The 16,055-nt window shown below is 60.8% G+C and carries 16 protein-coding genes; 7 read left to right on the forward strand and 9 right to left on the reverse strand.

The genetic code is table 11. The features are described 5' to 3' along the window. Positions 1–8: 8 nt before the first annotated feature. Positions 9–1,361 (reverse strand): putative porin, encoded by a 1,353-nt coding sequence (locus tag H0Z09_RS22800; protein WP_186693690.1) that lies wholly within the window; start codon positions 1,359–1,361, stop codon positions 9–11. Positions 1,362–1,645: 284 nt separating this feature from the next. Here H0Z09_RS22800 and H0Z09_RS22805 point away from each other — a divergent pair, with 284 nt between their 5' ends. Continuing rightward, positions 1,646–2,791 (forward strand): GNAT family N-acetyltransferase, encoded by a 1,146-nt coding sequence (locus H0Z09_RS22805; RefSeq protein WP_186693692.1) that lies wholly within the window; start codon positions 1,646–1,648, stop codon positions 2,789–2,791. 155 nt (positions 2,792–2,946) lie between these two features. On the opposite strand, the gene aqpZ is transcribed toward H0Z09_RS22805, so the two are convergent. The 4 genes from aqpZ to H0Z09_RS22825 form a co-directional block, all read right to left on the reverse strand. After that, positions 2,947–3,648, reverse strand: a complete 702-nt coding sequence (aqpZ, locus tag H0Z09_RS22810) for an aquaporin Z (protein ID WP_186693694.1) — start codon at positions 3,646–3,648, stop codon at positions 2,947–2,949. 194 nt (positions 3,649–3,842) lie between these two features. Then, positions 3,843–5,675, reverse strand: coding sequence for an ABC transporter ATP-binding protein (locus tag H0Z09_RS22815; RefSeq protein ID WP_186693696.1), 1,833 nt, complete (start codon positions 5,673–5,675; stop codon positions 3,843–3,845). A gap of 81 nt (positions 5,676–5,756) precedes the next feature. Next, entirely contained in the window at positions 5,757–6,320 is a 564-nt protein-coding gene (locus tag H0Z09_RS22820) for a peptidylprolyl isomerase (RefSeq protein ID WP_076952899.1), read from the reverse strand. 186 nt (positions 6,321–6,506) lie between these two features. Then, complete coding sequence (locus H0Z09_RS22825; RefSeq protein WP_076952900.1) at positions 6,507–7,430, reverse strand: LysR family transcriptional regulator; 924 nt, start codon at positions 7,428–7,430, stop codon at positions 6,507–6,509. Between the two features lie 49 nt (positions 7,431–7,479). On the opposite strand from H0Z09_RS22825, the gene H0Z09_RS22830 reads away from it, so the two are divergent. From H0Z09_RS22830 to H0Z09_RS22840, 3 genes are all read left to right on the forward strand, one after another. Beyond that, positions 7,480–7,794, forward strand: coding sequence for a 3-phosphoglycerate kinase (locus H0Z09_RS22830; RefSeq protein WP_186693698.1), 315 nt, complete (start codon positions 7,480–7,482; stop codon positions 7,792–7,794). 138 nt (positions 7,795–7,932) lie between these two features. Further along, positions 7,933–8,535, forward strand: coding sequence for an FMN-dependent NADH-azoreductase (locus H0Z09_RS22835; protein WP_186693701.1), 603 nt, complete (start codon positions 7,933–7,935; stop codon positions 8,533–8,535). Between the two features lie 212 nt (positions 8,536–8,747). Next, positions 8,748–9,617 carry a carboxylate/amino acid/amine transporter gene (locus H0Z09_RS22840; RefSeq protein ID WP_076952903.1) on the forward strand — a complete coding sequence of 290 codons (870 nt, stop codon included), beginning with the start codon at positions 8,748–8,750 and terminating at the stop codon, positions 9,615–9,617. 18 nt (positions 9,618–9,635) lie between these two features. Here H0Z09_RS22840 and H0Z09_RS22845 read toward each other — a convergent pair whose 3' ends face one another. Both H0Z09_RS22845 and H0Z09_RS22850 read right to left on the reverse strand, forming a co-directional pair. Further along, a complete protein-coding gene (locus tag H0Z09_RS22845; protein ID WP_186693703.1) occupies positions 9,636–10,634 on the reverse strand; it encodes an NADP-dependent oxidoreductase in 999 nt (332 codons plus the stop codon). A gap of 86 nt (positions 10,635–10,720) precedes the next feature. Continuing rightward, positions 10,721–11,509, reverse strand: a complete 789-nt coding sequence (locus H0Z09_RS22850) for an SDR family oxidoreductase (protein WP_186693705.1) — start codon at positions 11,507–11,509, stop codon at positions 10,721–10,723. A gap of 168 nt (positions 11,510–11,677) precedes the next feature. Between H0Z09_RS22850 and H0Z09_RS22855 the strand changes: the two genes are divergently transcribed. Beyond that, positions 11,678–12,247 (forward strand): TetR/AcrR family transcriptional regulator, encoded by a 570-nt coding sequence (locus H0Z09_RS22855; protein ID WP_186693707.1) that lies wholly within the window; start codon positions 11,678–11,680, stop codon positions 12,245–12,247. A 6-nt stretch (positions 12,248–12,253) separates the two neighbouring features. Here H0Z09_RS22855 and H0Z09_RS22860 read toward each other — a convergent pair whose 3' ends face one another. Further along, positions 12,254–13,552, reverse strand: coding sequence for a mechanosensitive ion channel family protein (locus tag H0Z09_RS22860; protein ID WP_186693709.1), 1,299 nt, complete (start codon positions 13,550–13,552; stop codon positions 12,254–12,256). 195 nt (positions 13,553–13,747) lie between these two features. Here H0Z09_RS22860 and H0Z09_RS22865 point away from each other — a divergent pair, with 195 nt between their 5' ends. After that, positions 13,748–15,091: a DEAD/DEAH box helicase gene (locus H0Z09_RS22865; protein WP_076952908.1), complete on the forward strand. Its 1,344-nt coding sequence runs from the start codon at positions 13,748–13,750 to the stop codon at positions 15,089–15,091. A 101-nt stretch (positions 15,092–15,192) separates the two neighbouring features. Here H0Z09_RS22865 and H0Z09_RS22870 read toward each other — a convergent pair whose 3' ends face one another. Beyond that, entirely contained in the window at positions 15,193–15,468 is a 276-nt protein-coding gene (locus tag H0Z09_RS22870; protein WP_186693711.1) for a hypothetical protein, read from the reverse strand. A gap of 152 nt (positions 15,469–15,620) precedes the next feature. On the opposite strand from H0Z09_RS22870, the gene H0Z09_RS22875 reads away from it, so the two are divergent. Further along, positions 15,621–16,010: a transcriptional regulator gene (locus H0Z09_RS22875; protein ID WP_076952910.1), complete on the forward strand. Its 390-nt coding sequence runs from the start codon at positions 15,621–15,623 to the stop codon at positions 16,008–16,010. Positions 16,011–16,055: the final 45 nt, after the last annotated feature.

Below are 16,055 nucleotides of genomic sequence, written 5' to 3' on the forward strand. Positions count from 1 at the left end.
ACTGAAGGTTAGAACTTCGCTTCTGCATCCAGCTGAAGGGTGTTGGCGTTGGCATCACGATAGCCGGTGGCGCTGGCGTAGTCTGCCTTGGTCAGGAAGTAGGTGGCGCCGATGGCGAAGTTCTTGTCGATGTCGTAACCGACCTTGAACTTGTGACCACGTGCGCCGGTAAAGCCCCCGGCGAAGTCCGAATCGGTGAAGGCACCGACCACTGCGTAGCGCTGTACGTCGCGGTAGTTGTAGTCCAGGTTCAAGCCGAACACCTTGGATTTGGCACCGAGCAACCAGGCGGTGTCCTTGTCTTTGTCGGTGGCTTTGGTGTTCTGCACGTACTGGCCGTAGAACGACAACGGTACCGCCAGGCCGCCGATATCGACTTGGCTGAAGCCTTCGTACAGGCGGTATTCGCTGGCATTGCCTGCGGTGGTATTGGCGACGGTTTCGCTTGGGGTCAGGCAGCCTGGCGTGGTGCCGGTGGCGGTCGGGCAACGGCTGTCTTCGTCGTTCTGGAACGCGTAGACGCTACCGCCCAGGGTCAGTTTCAGGTTGTCGGTCAGTGAGAAGCGCGAGCCCAGTTGGCCAGCCGTCATGCGCAGGTCGTTGCGAAACTGCACGCCGTCGCCGTTGACGTTGTCCTTGAGGCTGTAGTTGCCCAGGCTGCCGAACAGCTCGGCGCTGCTGCCCAGCGGGTATTTGTAGGTCAGGGCCAGACCTTCCGGGTTGATATCGCTGTCCCAGATCACGTCGGCCATGCTGACCCAAGGCTGCAACATCTTGCCGCCGATCACGTGCAGATTCTTGATTTGGGTCGGGTGGTAGTCGATGTAGCCCAGGTCCAGCCAGATCGACTTCTTATCGAAGTAGCCGTCCAGGTCCTGGTTGGTGGAACGAGCATCGTCGCTGCTGCCGGTGGCGACGCGGATGCCGGTGTCGACTTGCGAGTTGATTTCGGTAAACGCGCCCAGGCGGGCACGAATACGTTCACGGTCCTTGTCTTTGCCGCCATTGTTGGGGGTGCCGTCGATCTTGATGGTCTCATGACGAAAGCGCACATCGCCTTTGAGCTGGGTCTTGGCGGCCCAGGCCAGCTTCTGGTCGAAGCTGCTCAGCTCGTTGGTTTTCTTCGCGGTGGCCGCGATCTGTTCGTTGGTCTCTTGTTGAGCTTGCCGTGCGATCTGCTGTTCTTTCTGGTCCTTGGCCAACTCGCTTTGCAGTTCTGTGTACTGCGCTGCGGTGATCTGGCCGTTGGCCTTGAGCATGTCGAGCAATTTAGCGTCGACTGCGGCGCTGGCCGGAACGCTCAGGGCCAGTAAAAGGCCGCCGCACAGGGCTGCCGCAGTTTTAGTGGAAGCAAGACGCATATCAATCTCCGAAAGTGAGGAGGGATGGCAAACCATCCAGGACACAACCGACCGATGACGGACGGAAAAAATAACCACCTGCTAGAACCAGGCGCTCTAAAAACAGGCGTCAGTATCGCGACGGTTTATGACGCAGCGGTGGCTAAGTGATGTCATCTACATGACAATTTGGCTTGGCTGGAACTATCGAACCAGAGCCTTGTCGCGCGAAACGGGGGTGTGCGAAGCCCGGCGATCAGCGATACTCGCGAAGCTTTCACGCCCCTGAACCAGTGAGGATGCCAATGCCGTTGCAACGCCTGGACAGCCTGTCCGAGATCGCCCCGCAAGCCTGGGACGCGCTGGTGCCGCAGGGCCAGCCGTTCGTGCGGCATGCCTTCCTGAGCGCGCTGGAGGACAGCGCCAGCCTGGGTCCGCAGTCGGGCTGGCAGCCGGAGCATTTGTTGCACTGGGAAGGCGATCGGCTGGTGGCGGCGCTGCCCGGTTATCGCAAGTGGCATTCCTACGGGGAGTACGTGTTCGATCACGGCTGGGCCGATGCCTGTGAGCGGGCCGGCATCGATTATTACCCCAAGTTGCTGACGGCCGTGCCGTTCAGCCCGGTCACCGGGCCGCGCTTGTTGGCAGCCACTGCTGACGACGGTTTCGAACTGCTGAAAAGCTTGCCGGGCTACCTGGAAATAGAAGGGCTTTCCAGTGCCCATATCAACTTCACCGATGGCTTGGCCGATGATGCACTGGCGCAACAACCGGGCTGGTTGCAGCGCCTCGGCTGTCAGTTTCACTGGCAGAACCGTGGCTATCGCGACTTCCAGGATTTCCTCGATGCCTTGAGCTCACGCAAGCGCAAACAGATGCGCAAGGAACGCGAACAAGTCGCCGGGCAGGGCATCGAGTTCGAATGGTTGCAAGGCCATGAACTGAGTGAAGCGCAGTGGGATTTTGTCTACGCCTGCTACGCCAACACCTATGCAGTGCGCCGCCAGGCGCCTTACCTGACCCGCGCCTTTTTCAGCCTGCTGGCCGAGCGCATGCCCGAAGCGATTCGCGTGGTGCTGGCCAAGCAAGGTACCCGCCCGGTGGCCATGGCGTTCAGCCTGATCGGCGGCGACAGTTTCTATGGCCGCTATTGGGGCTGCCTGGCGGAATTCGACCGCCTGCATTTCGAAACCTGCTTCTACCAGGGCATGGACTACGCCATCGCCCACGGCGTGCAACGCTTCGACGCGGGGGCCCAGGGCGAGCACAAGTTGATACGCGGTTTTGAGCCGGTGATTACGCGCTCCTGGCACTACCTGCGCCATCCGGGGTTGAAGAACGCCGTGGAGGATTTCCTCGAGCGCGAGCGGGTGGGGATTTTGGCGTATGCCGAAGAGGCGAGGGCAGCCCTGCCGTATCGGCAGTCAAATACAGGTTTCGATAACCGGTAAGTGATTGTAGTGAGCGGGCTTGTCCCGCGCTGGGCGGCGAAGCCGCCCCAAACCAGGCGACCCGGTTCTATCTGGAGGCGGCGGTGTGTTTATTGGGGCCGCTTCGCCGCCCAGCGCGGGGCAAGCCCGCTCACTACAAAGGACAACATGTTGCTTCAGCTCGACCCCTCCTTGCCCAGCCATCGATAGCCGAACCCGCCGATTACCGCGCCGAGGATTGGCGCGAGCCAGAACATCCACAATTGCTGGATCGCCCACCCGCCGACGATCAGTGCCGGGCCGGTACTGCGGGCCGGGTTGACCGAGGTGTTGGTCACGGGAATGGAGATCAGGTGGATGAGGGTCAGCGCCAGGCCGATGGCGATGGGCGCGAGGCCCGGCGGGGCACGGCGGTCGGTGGCGCCGAGGATGATCACTACAAACATCGCGGTCATCACCAGTTCACTGACAAACCCCGCCGCCATCGAATAACCGCCGGGCGAATGCAGCCCATAACCGTTGGACGCCAGGCCCGAGGCCAGTTCGAACCCAGGTTTTCCGCTGGCAATGAAATACAACAGCGCAGCGGCGAATGTGCCGCCGATGACCTGCGCCACGACATAGGCCGGTAACTCCCTGGCCGGAAACCTTCCGCCCACGACCAGCCCCACCGACACCGCCGGGTTGAGGTGACAACCGCTGATATGCCCGATGGCGAAGGCCATGGTCAGCACCGTGAGCCCGAACGCCAGGGACACACCCAGCAACCCTATTCCGACTGCGGGAAACGCTGCGGCCAATACCGCACTCCCGCACCCGCCCAACACCAGCCAAAACGTTCCTAACCCCTCTGTGACTGAACGCTTGAACAAAGACATGCCACACGTCCTTGATAGATCGCTCTACCGAATCAGTAAATCAGTGATGCTCCCTGCAGATTTACTTCAGCGCCCGTCTGGGCACTGTATTGAATTACAGCAGGCTTTTGGTACAAATCCAGGGTACAAAAAAAGCGCCAGGCTCAACGGAATGGGCGTCTGGCGCTGATCAAATGTGGGAGTTGCGGTGCTTTTCAGTCGATGCCGACGAAGCCCCCGGTCTGATGCTGCCACAATCGCGCATACAACCCGCCATGGGCCAGCAACTCGGCATGGCTGCCGCTCTCGGCAATCCGGCCTTTCTCCAGCACCACAAGGCGGTCCATCCGCGCGATGGTCGACAGCCGGTGCGCAATTGCAATCACGGTCTTGCCCTGCATCAAGGTCTCCAGGCTTTCTTGGATCGCCGCTTCCACTTCCGAGTCCAGCGCCGAAGTGGCTTCGTCCATGATCAGAATCGGCGCGTCCTTGAGCAGCACGCGGGCGATGGCGATACGTTGGCGCTGGCCCCCGGAGAGTTTCACCCCGCGCTCACCCACATGTGCGTCCAGCCCGGTGCGGCCTTCGGCGTCCGACAGCAGCGGGATGAACTCATCGGCGCGAGCCTTGTGCACGGCGGCCATGAGTTGCTCGTCCGTGGCGTCGGGCTTGCCGTACAGCAGGTTGTCGCGGATCGAACGGTGCAGCAGCGACGTATCCTGGGTGATCATGCCGATCTGCTCGCGCAGGCTTTCCTGGGCGACTTCGGCGATGTTCTGGCCGTCGATCAGGATGCGTCCGCCCTGCAGGTCATAGAGGCGCAGCAGCAAATTGACTAAGGTCGACTTGCCCGCACCGGACGGGCCGATCAGGCCGATCTTTTCCCCAGCCTTGATCTCGAGGTTCAGGCCGCCAATGATCCCGCTCTGCTTGCCGTAGTGGAAATCCACCTGCTCAAAACGCACTTCGCCATGGGGCACCGTCAGGCGCGGGGCGTTGGCGCGGTCGACCACCGCCAGCGGCTGGGCGATGGTCTTGAGGCCATCCTGCACGATGCCGATGTTCTCGAAAATACCGTTGACCACCCACATGATCCAGCCGGACATGTTGACGATGCGAATCACCAGGCCGGTGGCCAGGGCGATGGCGCCTACGGAGATCAGCGACTGCGTCCACAGCCACAGGGCCAGGCCGGTGGTGGTGACGATCAGCAGGCCGTTCAGGACGGTGATGACCGCATCCATGCTGGTGAGCACACGCGCCGCCAGTTGGGTTTTTTCGGTTTGCTCGACGATCGCTTCCTTGGCGTATTCCTGCTCGCTCTGCGTATGGGCAAACAGCTTCAAGGTGGTGATGTTGGTGTAGCCGTCGACGATGCGCCCCATGAGCTTGGAGCGCGCTTCGGAGGAGATCACCGAACGCTCCTTGACCCGCGGCACGAAGTAACGCAAGGCCAGGCAGTAGCAGACGATCCAGGTGATCAACGGAATCATCAGTCGCCAGTCGGCCTCGGCAAACAATACCAGCGAGGTGATGGCATAGATCGACACGTGCCAGATCGCCTCAGCCGTCGCCACCGCGGAATCACGTAACGAGTTGCCGGTTTGCATGATGCGCTGGGCGATGCGCCCGGCGAAATCATTCTGGAAGAAATTCAGGCTCTGCTTGAGCACATAGCTGTGGTTCTGCCAGCGGATCAGGCTGGTCATGCCGGGGTTGATGGTCTGGTGCACCAGCAAGTCATGCAGGCCGTTGAAAATCGGGCGCAGCAGCAGGGCGACCACGGCCATCCAGATCAGCTCGGTGCTGTGCACCTGGAAGAAATTCGCGGGCGGCGTGCCCTGGGCCAGGTCGATGATGCGGCTCAGGTAGCTGAACAGTGCGACCTCGATCAGCGCACCGACCAGGCCCACCACCAGCAGCGCGGCAAAGCACGGCCACACCTGGCGCAGGTAGTAGAGGTAGAAGGGCAGGACTTTATCGGGCGGGGCTTCGCCGGGGGCGTCGCGGAAAATATCGATCAGGTGTTCAAAGCGGCGATAGAGCATCAGGTTTGACGCCCGACTGGCGGGCTCTCCTTTCAAATGCGCGCGCAGCCTTGTGGGCCGCGCGCGAGACTACCTGTTACCTCAGTCGATGCGCTTGGCCGACTTGATGTACACAGGATCGATTGGCACGTTCTGCATGCCTTGCTTGGTGGTGGTCTGCGAGTTGACGATCACATCCACCACATCCATGCCCTTGACCACCTTGGCGAATACCGCGTAACCGGCATCGCGGCCCGGGTCGAGGAAGGCATTGTCAGCCACGTTGATAAAGAACTGGCTGGTGGCCGAGTTCGGATCGTTGGTGCGCGCCATGGACAAGGTGCCGCGCACGTTATGCAGGCCATTGCTGGCTTCGTTCTTGATCGGTGCTTCGGTCGGCTTCTGCGACATCTGCTGGGTGAACCCGCCACCCTGGACCATGAAGCCTGGAATCACGCGGTGGAAAATCGTGTTGGTGTAGAAGCCCTTGTCGACGTAGGCCAGGAAATTCTTGGTACTGATCGGCGCCTTGACCGGGTCCAGTTCGATTTCGATGTCGCCATTGGTGGTGGAGATCAATACATGAGGCGCCTTGGCGGGCTCGGCGGCCATCAGGTTGGCGGCGAACAGTACGGAACCGGCAAAGAAGGCGATTTTTTTCAGCATGGGTCAGTGGTCCTGGGTAGTGGGTGTCGACGGTCTTCAGGCAGTCGAGCAGGGTAGCGTTAAAGACCTCGGGTTGAGGGCGGGAATCCTTGATCACCACCGTCGCGCATCAGGCAGCAGTTTTACATAGTTTTCGTTGTGCGCCACGGGGTGTCGAGAAAGTCGTCCCTGCACGCTCCTGCGGTTTCAAGCTTGCCGGGGCGCGGCGAAAGGCGCGTCCAGCGGGGCGGTGTCAAAGGTGCGCAGCAGTTCCACGAGGATCTGCGTCGCCGGCCCCAAGGGTTTGTCCTTGTTCGAGTACAGGTAGAACGTGGGGTGACGGCTGCCGCCCTGTTCCAAGGGTAGCTGCTTGAGCACGCCTTCGGCGAGTTCGCGTTCGATCATGTGCCGGGGCAACCAGGCAAAGCCCAGGCCGCTGCCCACGAAGGAGGCGGCGGTAGCCAGGCTGCCGACGGTCCAGCGCTGTTCGGCGCCGAGCCAACCCACATCACGCGGTTGCTGGCGGCCGGAGTCGCGGATCACCACTTGCATCTGGCTTTCCAAGTCCTGGAAGCTCAGCTCGCGATTCATGCGGTGCAGGGCGTGTTCGGGATGGGCCACGGCGACGAATTCAACATCGCTCATTTCAGTGCCCAGGTAGCCGGGGATGCTGAAGCCGCAGATCGCCAGGTCCGCCACGCCTTCGATCAACAGCTCTTCGACGCCGGATAGCACTTCTTCACGCAGGCGCACCCGGCAGCCGCGGCTCTGCGGCATGAAGGCTGTCAGGGCGCGTACCAGGCGCGCATTGGGGTAGGCGGCGTCCACCACCAGGCGTACTTCGGCTTCCCAGCCCTGTTCCATATGATGGGCAAGGTCTTCCAGTTGGCTGGCGTTTTTCACCAGTTGCCGGGAACGGCGCAACAGCACTTCACCGGCGTCGGTGAGCACGGCCTTGCGCCCGTCGATGCGCAGCAGCGGTACGCCGAGCTGGTCCTGCATGCGGGCCACGGTATAGCTCACCGAGGACTGCGAACGGTGCAACGCTTCGGCCGCCTGGGCGAAGCCGCCATGGTCGACCACGGCTTGCAGCGTGCGCCATTGATCGAGGGTAACGCGGGGCGCTTTCAAGATGGGTTCCTCTTGTCCTAAGCTGACGGTCCTTATTGGAGACTGTCGAATGAGAAAATTCTGTTGTGTATTGCTGGCGCTGCTGCCGATGAGCGCGTTTGCCTACCCCATCGACGTGACGAAAAAAATTGACGGCGTGAGCATCGACTACACCGCCTCCGATGTGGATGGCGATATCAGCTCGATCCAGCTCAATAACTACGGCACCCGGGACGCCGTCTGCTCGGTAATCTTCACCAACGGCCCGGAGGCACCGCGCCGCAGGACGGTCACGGTGCCGGCGGGTAAAAGCACCAACACCACCGCCAAGTTCAACCGCGCCATTATCAAGATGCGTATCGCCCTGGCCTGCGCGCCGAAATAAGCCGTTGGCGGAACACGCGGGTATATAAACAAATTTATAGATGGGTTATAGCAGTTTTTTGCGCTTTTTAATCGAATTTGCTCTGTTTAATCTCCACTCCATCGACTTACAGCAATTTCCGATGGAGCCTACAAAGCCATGTCCAATGTTCTGATCATCGAAAGCAGCGCCCGCCAGCAGGATTCAATCTCGCGCCAGCTGACCCGGCAGTTCATCAGCCAGTGGCAGGCCGCCCACCCGGCGGACCGGATCACCGTGCGTGACGTGGCGCTCAACCCGGTCCCGCACTTGGACGCAAACCTGCTCGGCGGCTGGATGAAGCCGACGGAGCAACGCAACGAGCGTGAACAGGCCTCCCTGGATCGCTCCGACGAATTGACCAACGAACTGCTGGCGGCCGACGTGCTGGTGATGGCTGCACCGATGTACAACTTCGCCATCCCCAGTACGCTCAAGGCCTGGCTGGATCATGTGTTGCGGGCCGGTGTGACCTTCAAATACACCGCAACCGGCCCTCAGGGCCTGCTGACCGGCAAGCGCGCCATTGTGCTCACCGCTCGCGGCGGCATCCATACCGGCGCCAGCTCCGATCACCAGGAACCTTACCTGCGCCAGGTCATGGCTTTTATCGGCATTCACGATGTCACCTTCATCCACGCCGAAGGGGTGAACCTGAGCGGGGACTTCCAGGAAAAAGGCATCAATCACGCCAAGGCCTTGCTGGTTCAACTCGTCGCCTGAGCCGGCGGGTCGTTTAATCGTCACATAATCGCGGGGTGTTTTTATCGCTCCACGCCAACCCTTCAAGTACGCGTATCGAACCTCCCTTTGCACTTTCTGCTCCTGAGTGCTCCTGCCCGACTGCCGCTTCAGCGAGGTCGGGTTTTTTTTGCTCCGAGTTTCTTCAACCGGCGAAAACCTTTAATGTCGCGCCCATACGAAACGAGGCGAACATGGGCTATTTACTGGTTGTCACCCTGATACAGGCATTTTCCTTCAGCTTGATCGGCGAATACCTCGCCGGTCACGTCGACAGCTATTTCGCGGTGCTGGTGCGCGTCGTGCTGGCCGGGCTGGTGTTCATCCCGCTGACCCGCTGGCGCTCGGTGGAGCCGGCCTTCATGCGCGGCATGCTGGTGATCGGCGCGTTGCAGTTCGGCGTGACGTATGTGTGCCTCTACTTGAGCTTTCGCGTGCTCACGGTGCCGGAGGTGCTGCTGTTCACCATCCTCACGCCGCTGCATGTGACCCTGATCGAAGATGCCCTCAATCGGCGCTTCAACCCCTGGGCATTGATCGCCGCGCTGGTCGCGGTAGCGGGCGCGGCGGTGATTCGTTTCGACCAGATCACCCCGCACTTCCTGATGGGATTTCTACTACTGCAACTGGCCAACTTTACCTACGCCGCCGGGCAGGTGATGTACAAGCATCTGGTGGCGCGTTACCCGAGCGATTTGCCGCACTATCGACGCTTCGGCTACTTCTACCTGGGTGCTTTGCTGGTGGTGCTGCCGGCGTTTCTGTTGTTCGGCAAGTCCGACTTCCTGCCCGAAGCGCCGCTGCAATGGGGCGTGCTGGTGTTCCTCGGGTTGGTCAGCACTGCGCTGGGTTTGTACTGGTGGAACAAGGGCGCCTGCCTGGTCAATGGCGGCACCCTGGCGGTGATGAACAACTTGCATGTGCCGGTGGGCCTGCTGCTGAACCTGCTGATCTGGAACCAGCACGAACCGCTGGGGCGCCTGGCGCTGGGTGGGTTGGTGATTCTGGGCGCGGTGTGGATCAGCCGCCTGGGCCTGCGCGCGGCGCCAGTGCGTTCACACTGATCGCACTGGTGGTCGTGCTTACCTCAGCGTAATCACCACCTTGCCCTTGGATCGGCCTTGTTCAACGTAGCTCAGGGCCTCGGCGGTTGCCTCGAAAGGGAAGGTCCGGTCGAGCACCGGGCGGATAATCCCCGACTCCACAAGCGCGGTGATGTTCTCCAATTGCGCACCACTGGCGCGCATGAACACGAACCCATAGTCGACGCCCCGTTTGCGCGCCTTGGCGCGGACCCGGCGGCTTAACATCCGCATCACCAGGCCCAGGACCCAGGACAGCTTTTGCTCTTGGGCGAATGCGGGTGTCGGCGGTCCCGAGATCGAGATGAGCCGGCCGCCCGGTTTCAAAATGGCAAGGGACTTGTGCAAGGCATCGGCGCCGAGGCTGTTCAGCACGACGTCGTAGCCCTGCAACACACGCTCGAAATCCTGATGTTTGTAGTCGATCACCAGGTCGGCGCCCAGCGCCTTGACCCATTCCACATTGTTTGTGCTGGTGGTGGTCGCAACGAACGCTCCAAGGTGCTTGGCAAGCTGGATGGCAACACTGCCGACGCCGCCGGAACCGGCATGGATAAAGACTTTCTGACCTTTTTTCAGTTGGGCGGTTTGCACCAGCACCTGCCAGGCTGTCAGAGCGACCAAGGGCAGGGCGGCCGCTTGTTCCATGCCGATAGAGGCGGGTTTCAACGCGAGGGCATCTTCGTGCACCGCGATCAACTCGGCGAAGCTGCCGATGCGCTGCTCGGGCGGGCGTCCATAGACAGCGTCGCCCGGCTTGAAGCGCCGTACAGCGGGCCCCACACGCTCCACGACGCCGGCCAGGTCATTACCGAGGACCAGTGGGAATGAATACGGCAGGATCAGTTTGAATTCGCCCTTGCGAATCTTCAAATCCAGGACGTTGACGCTTGCCGCATGCACTTGGACCAGCACATCGTGGGGCCCCACTTCAGGCGCGGGCACCTCGCCGATACGTCCCTTGTCCTTGCCGTAACGTTCGATAAAAAAGGCTTTCATGATGATGGGCTCTTAGGGTTCTGAGGGCGCCTGAAGGCGACGCTGTTACCGCGACAAACCTGTAACAGCGTCGAGGGCTGCGTTGATCAGGCGTTGGCGTGATAACGCTCTGCAACCTCGGACTGCCGGATCTGCGCCAGCAAGCCCTGGCGCGCCGCCTGCAAGGCATCCCAACGGGCGGCGTCATGCAGCGGGGGAATGGTCACCGGCTCACGGCGATCAAACCCGAGCAGTGCGGCATCGACCAGGTCGTCGACTTCCATGATTTCACTGAGGGTATTGACGTCGATACCCGCCCGGTCCCAGATCTCCGTGCGTGTGGCTGCCGGGAGAACGGCTTGCACATACACGCCTTTGGGCGAGAGCTCCAGGCTCATGCCTTGGGAAAGAAACAGCACGAACGCCTTGGTCGCACCGTACACGGTCATCCCGAATTCCGGAGCCAGGCCGACGACCGAGCCGATGTTGATGATCGCACCCTTGCCTGCCTGTGCCAGGCGCGGCGCGACGGCGCTGGCCAGCCGCACCAATGCCGTGGTGTTCAAGGCGACGAGGTTTGCCACACTGTCGGTGGACTGTTCGATGAAGCTGCCCGACTGCGCGGCGCCGGCATTGTTGACCAGCAGGGTGATGCGTGCGTCATCGCGCAGGCGAGCTTCAACGGTCTTCAAGTCGTCGATTCGGGTCAGGTCAGCTTGCAGGACATCCACAGCGACCTTGTATTTTTCGCGCAATGTTGCGGCGAGGGCGTCCAGGCGAGTCTTGTCGCGCGCTACCAGTACAAGGTCGTGCCCGCGTTGTGCGAAACGCTCGGCATAGGTGGCGCCGATGCCAGTGGAGGCGCCGGTGATCAGAACGGTATCGGTGGTGTTCATGGGGGGAATTCTCTGCTTGAAAAGTCGACAGGGGATAGGCGCCGTGATCGCGGGAATTCGCGACAGCGTATTTATGATGTTGGTCGTAATCAAAACTGTCAATGCTTTTGATTACGGTCGACATCAGAGTAAGATGCGGGCATTGCTCAGCGATGCAGAGGCGAACACATGAAAATCACCAAGGCACAGTCACTGGCCAATCGAGCGCATATCGTGGAGACGGCTTCAGAACTGTTTCGTGAGCGCGGCTACGATGGCGTGGGGGTGGCGGAGCTTATGGCCGCGGCCGGTTTTACCCAGGGCGGTTTCTACAAGCATTTTGGTTCCAAGGCGGATCTGATGGCGGAAGCGGCGGCCACCAGTCTTTCGCAGTCGGTGGCCAGCACTGAAAGCCTGGACTTGCGGCAATTCATCAGTTTTTACGTGTCGCGAGACCACCGCGACGGCAGGAGCGAGGGGTGCACTCTGGCAGCGCTGTGCGGGGACGCCGCACGTCAATCGGGCGAGTTCAAGGCGACCTTTGCCGAAGGGATAGAGCGCACGCTGGCCGAGCTCCAGCAAAAATACCAGTCGGATGAACAAGCGCCCAGGGACGTTGCGCGCGCAAAGATGATCGACATGCTGGCCCATGCAATCGGCGCGGTCATGTTGTCGCGGGCATGCCCGGATGACGCTCCCCTCGCGGACGAAATCCTGGAGGTTTGCCGTGCTGAAATGACCGCGTCATTGCCGCAATAGAAGCGATTACACCAGATTGTTTTCGGGGGCAGGCAAATGGCTGGCTCCCATTACCGCCGGCGCTATTCCCGCGCGCAAATCGTTGCCACTGGGCTGCTGGTACAGGCTCAAGCCAAACTCCGGCAATACCGCCAGCAGGTAATCAAAGATATCGCCCTGGATCCGCTCGTAATCGGCCCACACCGTGGTGCGGGTAAAGCAGTAGATTTCCAGCGGTACGCCCTGGGCGGTGGTTTGCATCTGGCGCACCATGCACGTCATGTTCGGCTGGATGTCCGGGTGGCTTTTCAGGTAAGCCAGTGCGTAGGCGCGGAAGGTGCCGAGGTTGGTCATGCGGCGGCGGTTGGCCGATAACTGCGCACTGTGGCCCTGGGCTTCGTTCCAGGCCCTGAGTTCGGCCTGCTTGCGCCCGATGTAGTCGGTGAGCAGGTGCACCTGGGTCATGCGCAACTCCTCATCGTCACGCAGGAAGCGCACGCCGCTGGCGTCGATGAACAGGCTGCGCTTGATGCGGCGCCCGCCGGATTGCTGCATGCCGCGCCAGTTCTTGAACGACTCGGACATCAGGCGCCAGGTGGGGATGGAGACGATGGTCTTGTCGAAATTCTGCACCTTGACCGTGTGCAAGGTGATATCCACCACATCGCCGTCGGCGCCGACCTGGGGCATTTCGATCCAGTCGCCGACCCGCAGCATGTCATTGCTGGTCAGTTGCACACTGGCGACGAATGACAGCAGGGTGTCCTTGTACACCAACAGGATCACCGCCGACATCGCACCCAGGCCCGACAGCAGCAACAGCGGCGAACGATCGATCAGAGTGGCGACAATGATGATCGCGCCAAACACGAACAGCACCATCTTCGCCAACTGCACGTAGCCCTTGATCGAGCGGGTGCGTGCATGTTCGGTGCGCGCGTAGATGTCCAGCAAGGCACTGAGCAGGGCGCTCATGGCCAGCACCAGAAACAGAATCGTCAGCGCCAGAGCGACGTTGCCGATGAACAGGATCGCGGTCTTGCTCAGGTCCGGCACCAGGTACAGGCCGAATTGGATGACCAGGGAGGGCGTCATTTGCGCCAGGCGATGGAAGACTTTGTTGTGCCGCAGGTCGTTGAGCCAATGCAGCGCCGGTTGCCGGCCGAGCAATTTGATGGCGTGGAGGGTGAGGTAGCGCGCCACGCGGCCGAGCAGCAGGGCCACGACCAGCAATACCAGCAAGCCGAGGCTGGCATGCAGCAGCGGGTGTTCGTCGAGGGCGCCCCAGAGGTCCTGGAGGTTGAGCCAGAGCTGTTTGATATCCATGGGTGAAACCGGTTCTTCTGTGGGACTGCAGGGGGGGCGATTAGAGCATTTAAGTGCAGCAATGTTGACGTCCTGGACAAATGTCCTGACAAAAAAGCGGCTCAATACAACCGTTCGCGTAAAGAAACTCGGTTTGGACGCGCGAAACCGGTACCCTATGCAGCTGTTTTTTTGTATTTCTTCGAGGTAGCACCCGTGTTTTCCCAATTCGCCCTGCACGAACGCCTGCTCAAAGCCGTGGCCGAGCTTAAATTTGTCGAGCCTACGCCTGTGCAGGCAGCGGCCATCCCGCTCGCGCTCGAAGGGCGTGACCTGCGGGTGACGGCTCAAACCGGTAGCGGCAAGACCGCCGCTTTCGTCCTGCCGATCCTGCATCGCCTGATTGGTCCGGCCAAAGTCCGTGTCAGTATCAAGACCCTGATCCTGCTGCCGACCCGCGAGCTGGCCCAGCAGACGTTGAAGGAAGTGGAGCGCTTCTCGCAGTACACCTTCATCAAGTCCGGCCTGATCACCGGCGGTGAAGATTTCAAGGTGCAGGCCGCCATGCTGCGCAAGGTGCCGGACATCCTGATCGGTACGCCAGGTCGCATGATCGAGCAACTCAACGCCGGCAACCTCGACCTCAAGGAAGTCGAAGTGCTGGTGCTGGACGAAGCCGATCGCATGCTCGACATGGGCTTTGCCGACGACGTGCAGCGCCTGGTCGCTGAATGCGTCAACCGCCAGCAGACCATGCTGTTCTCCGCCACCACCGGCGGTTCGACCCTGCGCGACATGGTCGCCAAGATCCTGAACAACCCTGAGCACTTGCAGGTCAACAACGTCAGCGACCTGAACGCGACCACGCGCCAGCAGATCGTTACCGCTGACCATAATGTGCACAAAGAGCAGATTCTCAACTGGCTGCTGGCCAACGAGACCTATCAGAAAGCCATCGTGTTCACCAACACCCGCGCTGCGGCCGACCGCATCTACGGTCGCCTGGTCGCCCAGGAATACAAGGCGTTCGTGCTGCACGGTGAGAAGGACCAGAAGGACCGCAAGCTGGCCATCGACCGCCTCAAGGCCGGCGGCGTGAAGATCCTGGTTGCCACCGACGTTGCCGCGCGCGGCCTGGACGTCGACGGCCTGGACATGGTGATCAACTTTGACATGCCGCGCAGCGGCGACGAATACGTACACCGTATCGGCCGTACCGGGCGTGCCGGCAATGATGGCCTGGCCATCTCGCTGATCTGCCACGGCGACTGGAACCTGATGTCGAGCATCGAGCGCTATCTCAAGCAGTCGTTCGAGCGTCGCACCATCAAGGAAGTCAAAGGCACCTACACCGGGCCGAAGAAGGTCAAGGCGTCGGGCAAGGCCGTTGGCGTGAAGAAGAAAAAAGTCGACGCCAAGGGCGACAAGAAGAAAGTCGGCAAGTCGCCGACCAAGCGCAAGATTGCCAACCGGCCGAAGACCGACAACCTGTCCCTTGTCAGCAAGGACGGCATGGCGCCGCTCAAGCGCCGCAAGCCGGAAGCGCCGGCTGCCGAATAAAGTTGGGCTGATACAAAAAACCCGGACGATTGTCCGGTTTGATCGTTCCCACGCTCCCGCGTGGGAATGCCTCCCAGGACGCTCCGCGTCCACTTCTGCACTCAGTTTTTGGCTTTGGCCGCCGCTTCCTTGAGCTCCTTGAGCCGCGCATCGATCAACTGGCATTTGTCAGGAAACTCGGCGCTTTCCGTATCCAGGTCCATCTTCTGTAGCTCCTCGTTCATCTCCTTGGCCTTGGTCGGGTTCTGCTCAGTCAGTTGGGTAACTTCCCGGGCCAGTTGCTCGCGCTTGGCGGTCGCTTCGTCTGGCGTGCAGGCCCAGGCGGGCATTGCACTCATGAGTGCGGCGGCGACGGCCAGGTTTCTCAGGGTTTTCATCGGGTACCTCCTTGGGGTTGTATTCGGTTGAGGGTGCGAACGTCTGGAAAGTTCAGCGAACCAACGCCCGTCGATCAGGCTGAACGGCCACTGAAGGGGCGTGTCACAGTCCTGACGGGCTACTTTTTCGTGGGCCTGCAGGAGGAATCAGGATGACGACTTACAACTGGGATCTGATCGAACGTCTGCTGCATGAAGTGCAGAACGGCGAGGGTAGCTTCGCTCCGCGTAAATACGCCGAGCAGGAAGCGGCCGAGAAGGCAACAGCGGGCGAGTCCACCGGCAATCTGGACGCGCTGAAAAAGACTGCGGCAGATTACGAGGCGCTGCTGTTCAAGCGCGGCTTCATTGAATCGCGCCCTGAGGAAGAGGGCGGCAATGGCGAGAATTTTATTTTGACGGCATTGGGCGCACAGCTGCTGGCGTTGATCGACAGCTCCATTCCCGGCAATGACCACCCGCGCCAGGTTTTGGATGAGCAGGCGGATGCGCTGGAGCCGGCGACGTTTGCTGAAGTGGCCTCCAAGGCCCAAATTGCCTGAATGGCATTACACCGAGCAAATGTGGGAGCGGCGGTTCGACGCTTC

Origin of the sequence: Pseudomonas sp. SWRI18, assembly GCF_014268345.1 — a bacterium.
Taxonomy (GTDB): Bacteria; Pseudomonadota; Gammaproteobacteria; order Pseudomonadales; family Pseudomonadaceae; genus Aquipseudomonas; species Aquipseudomonas cedrina.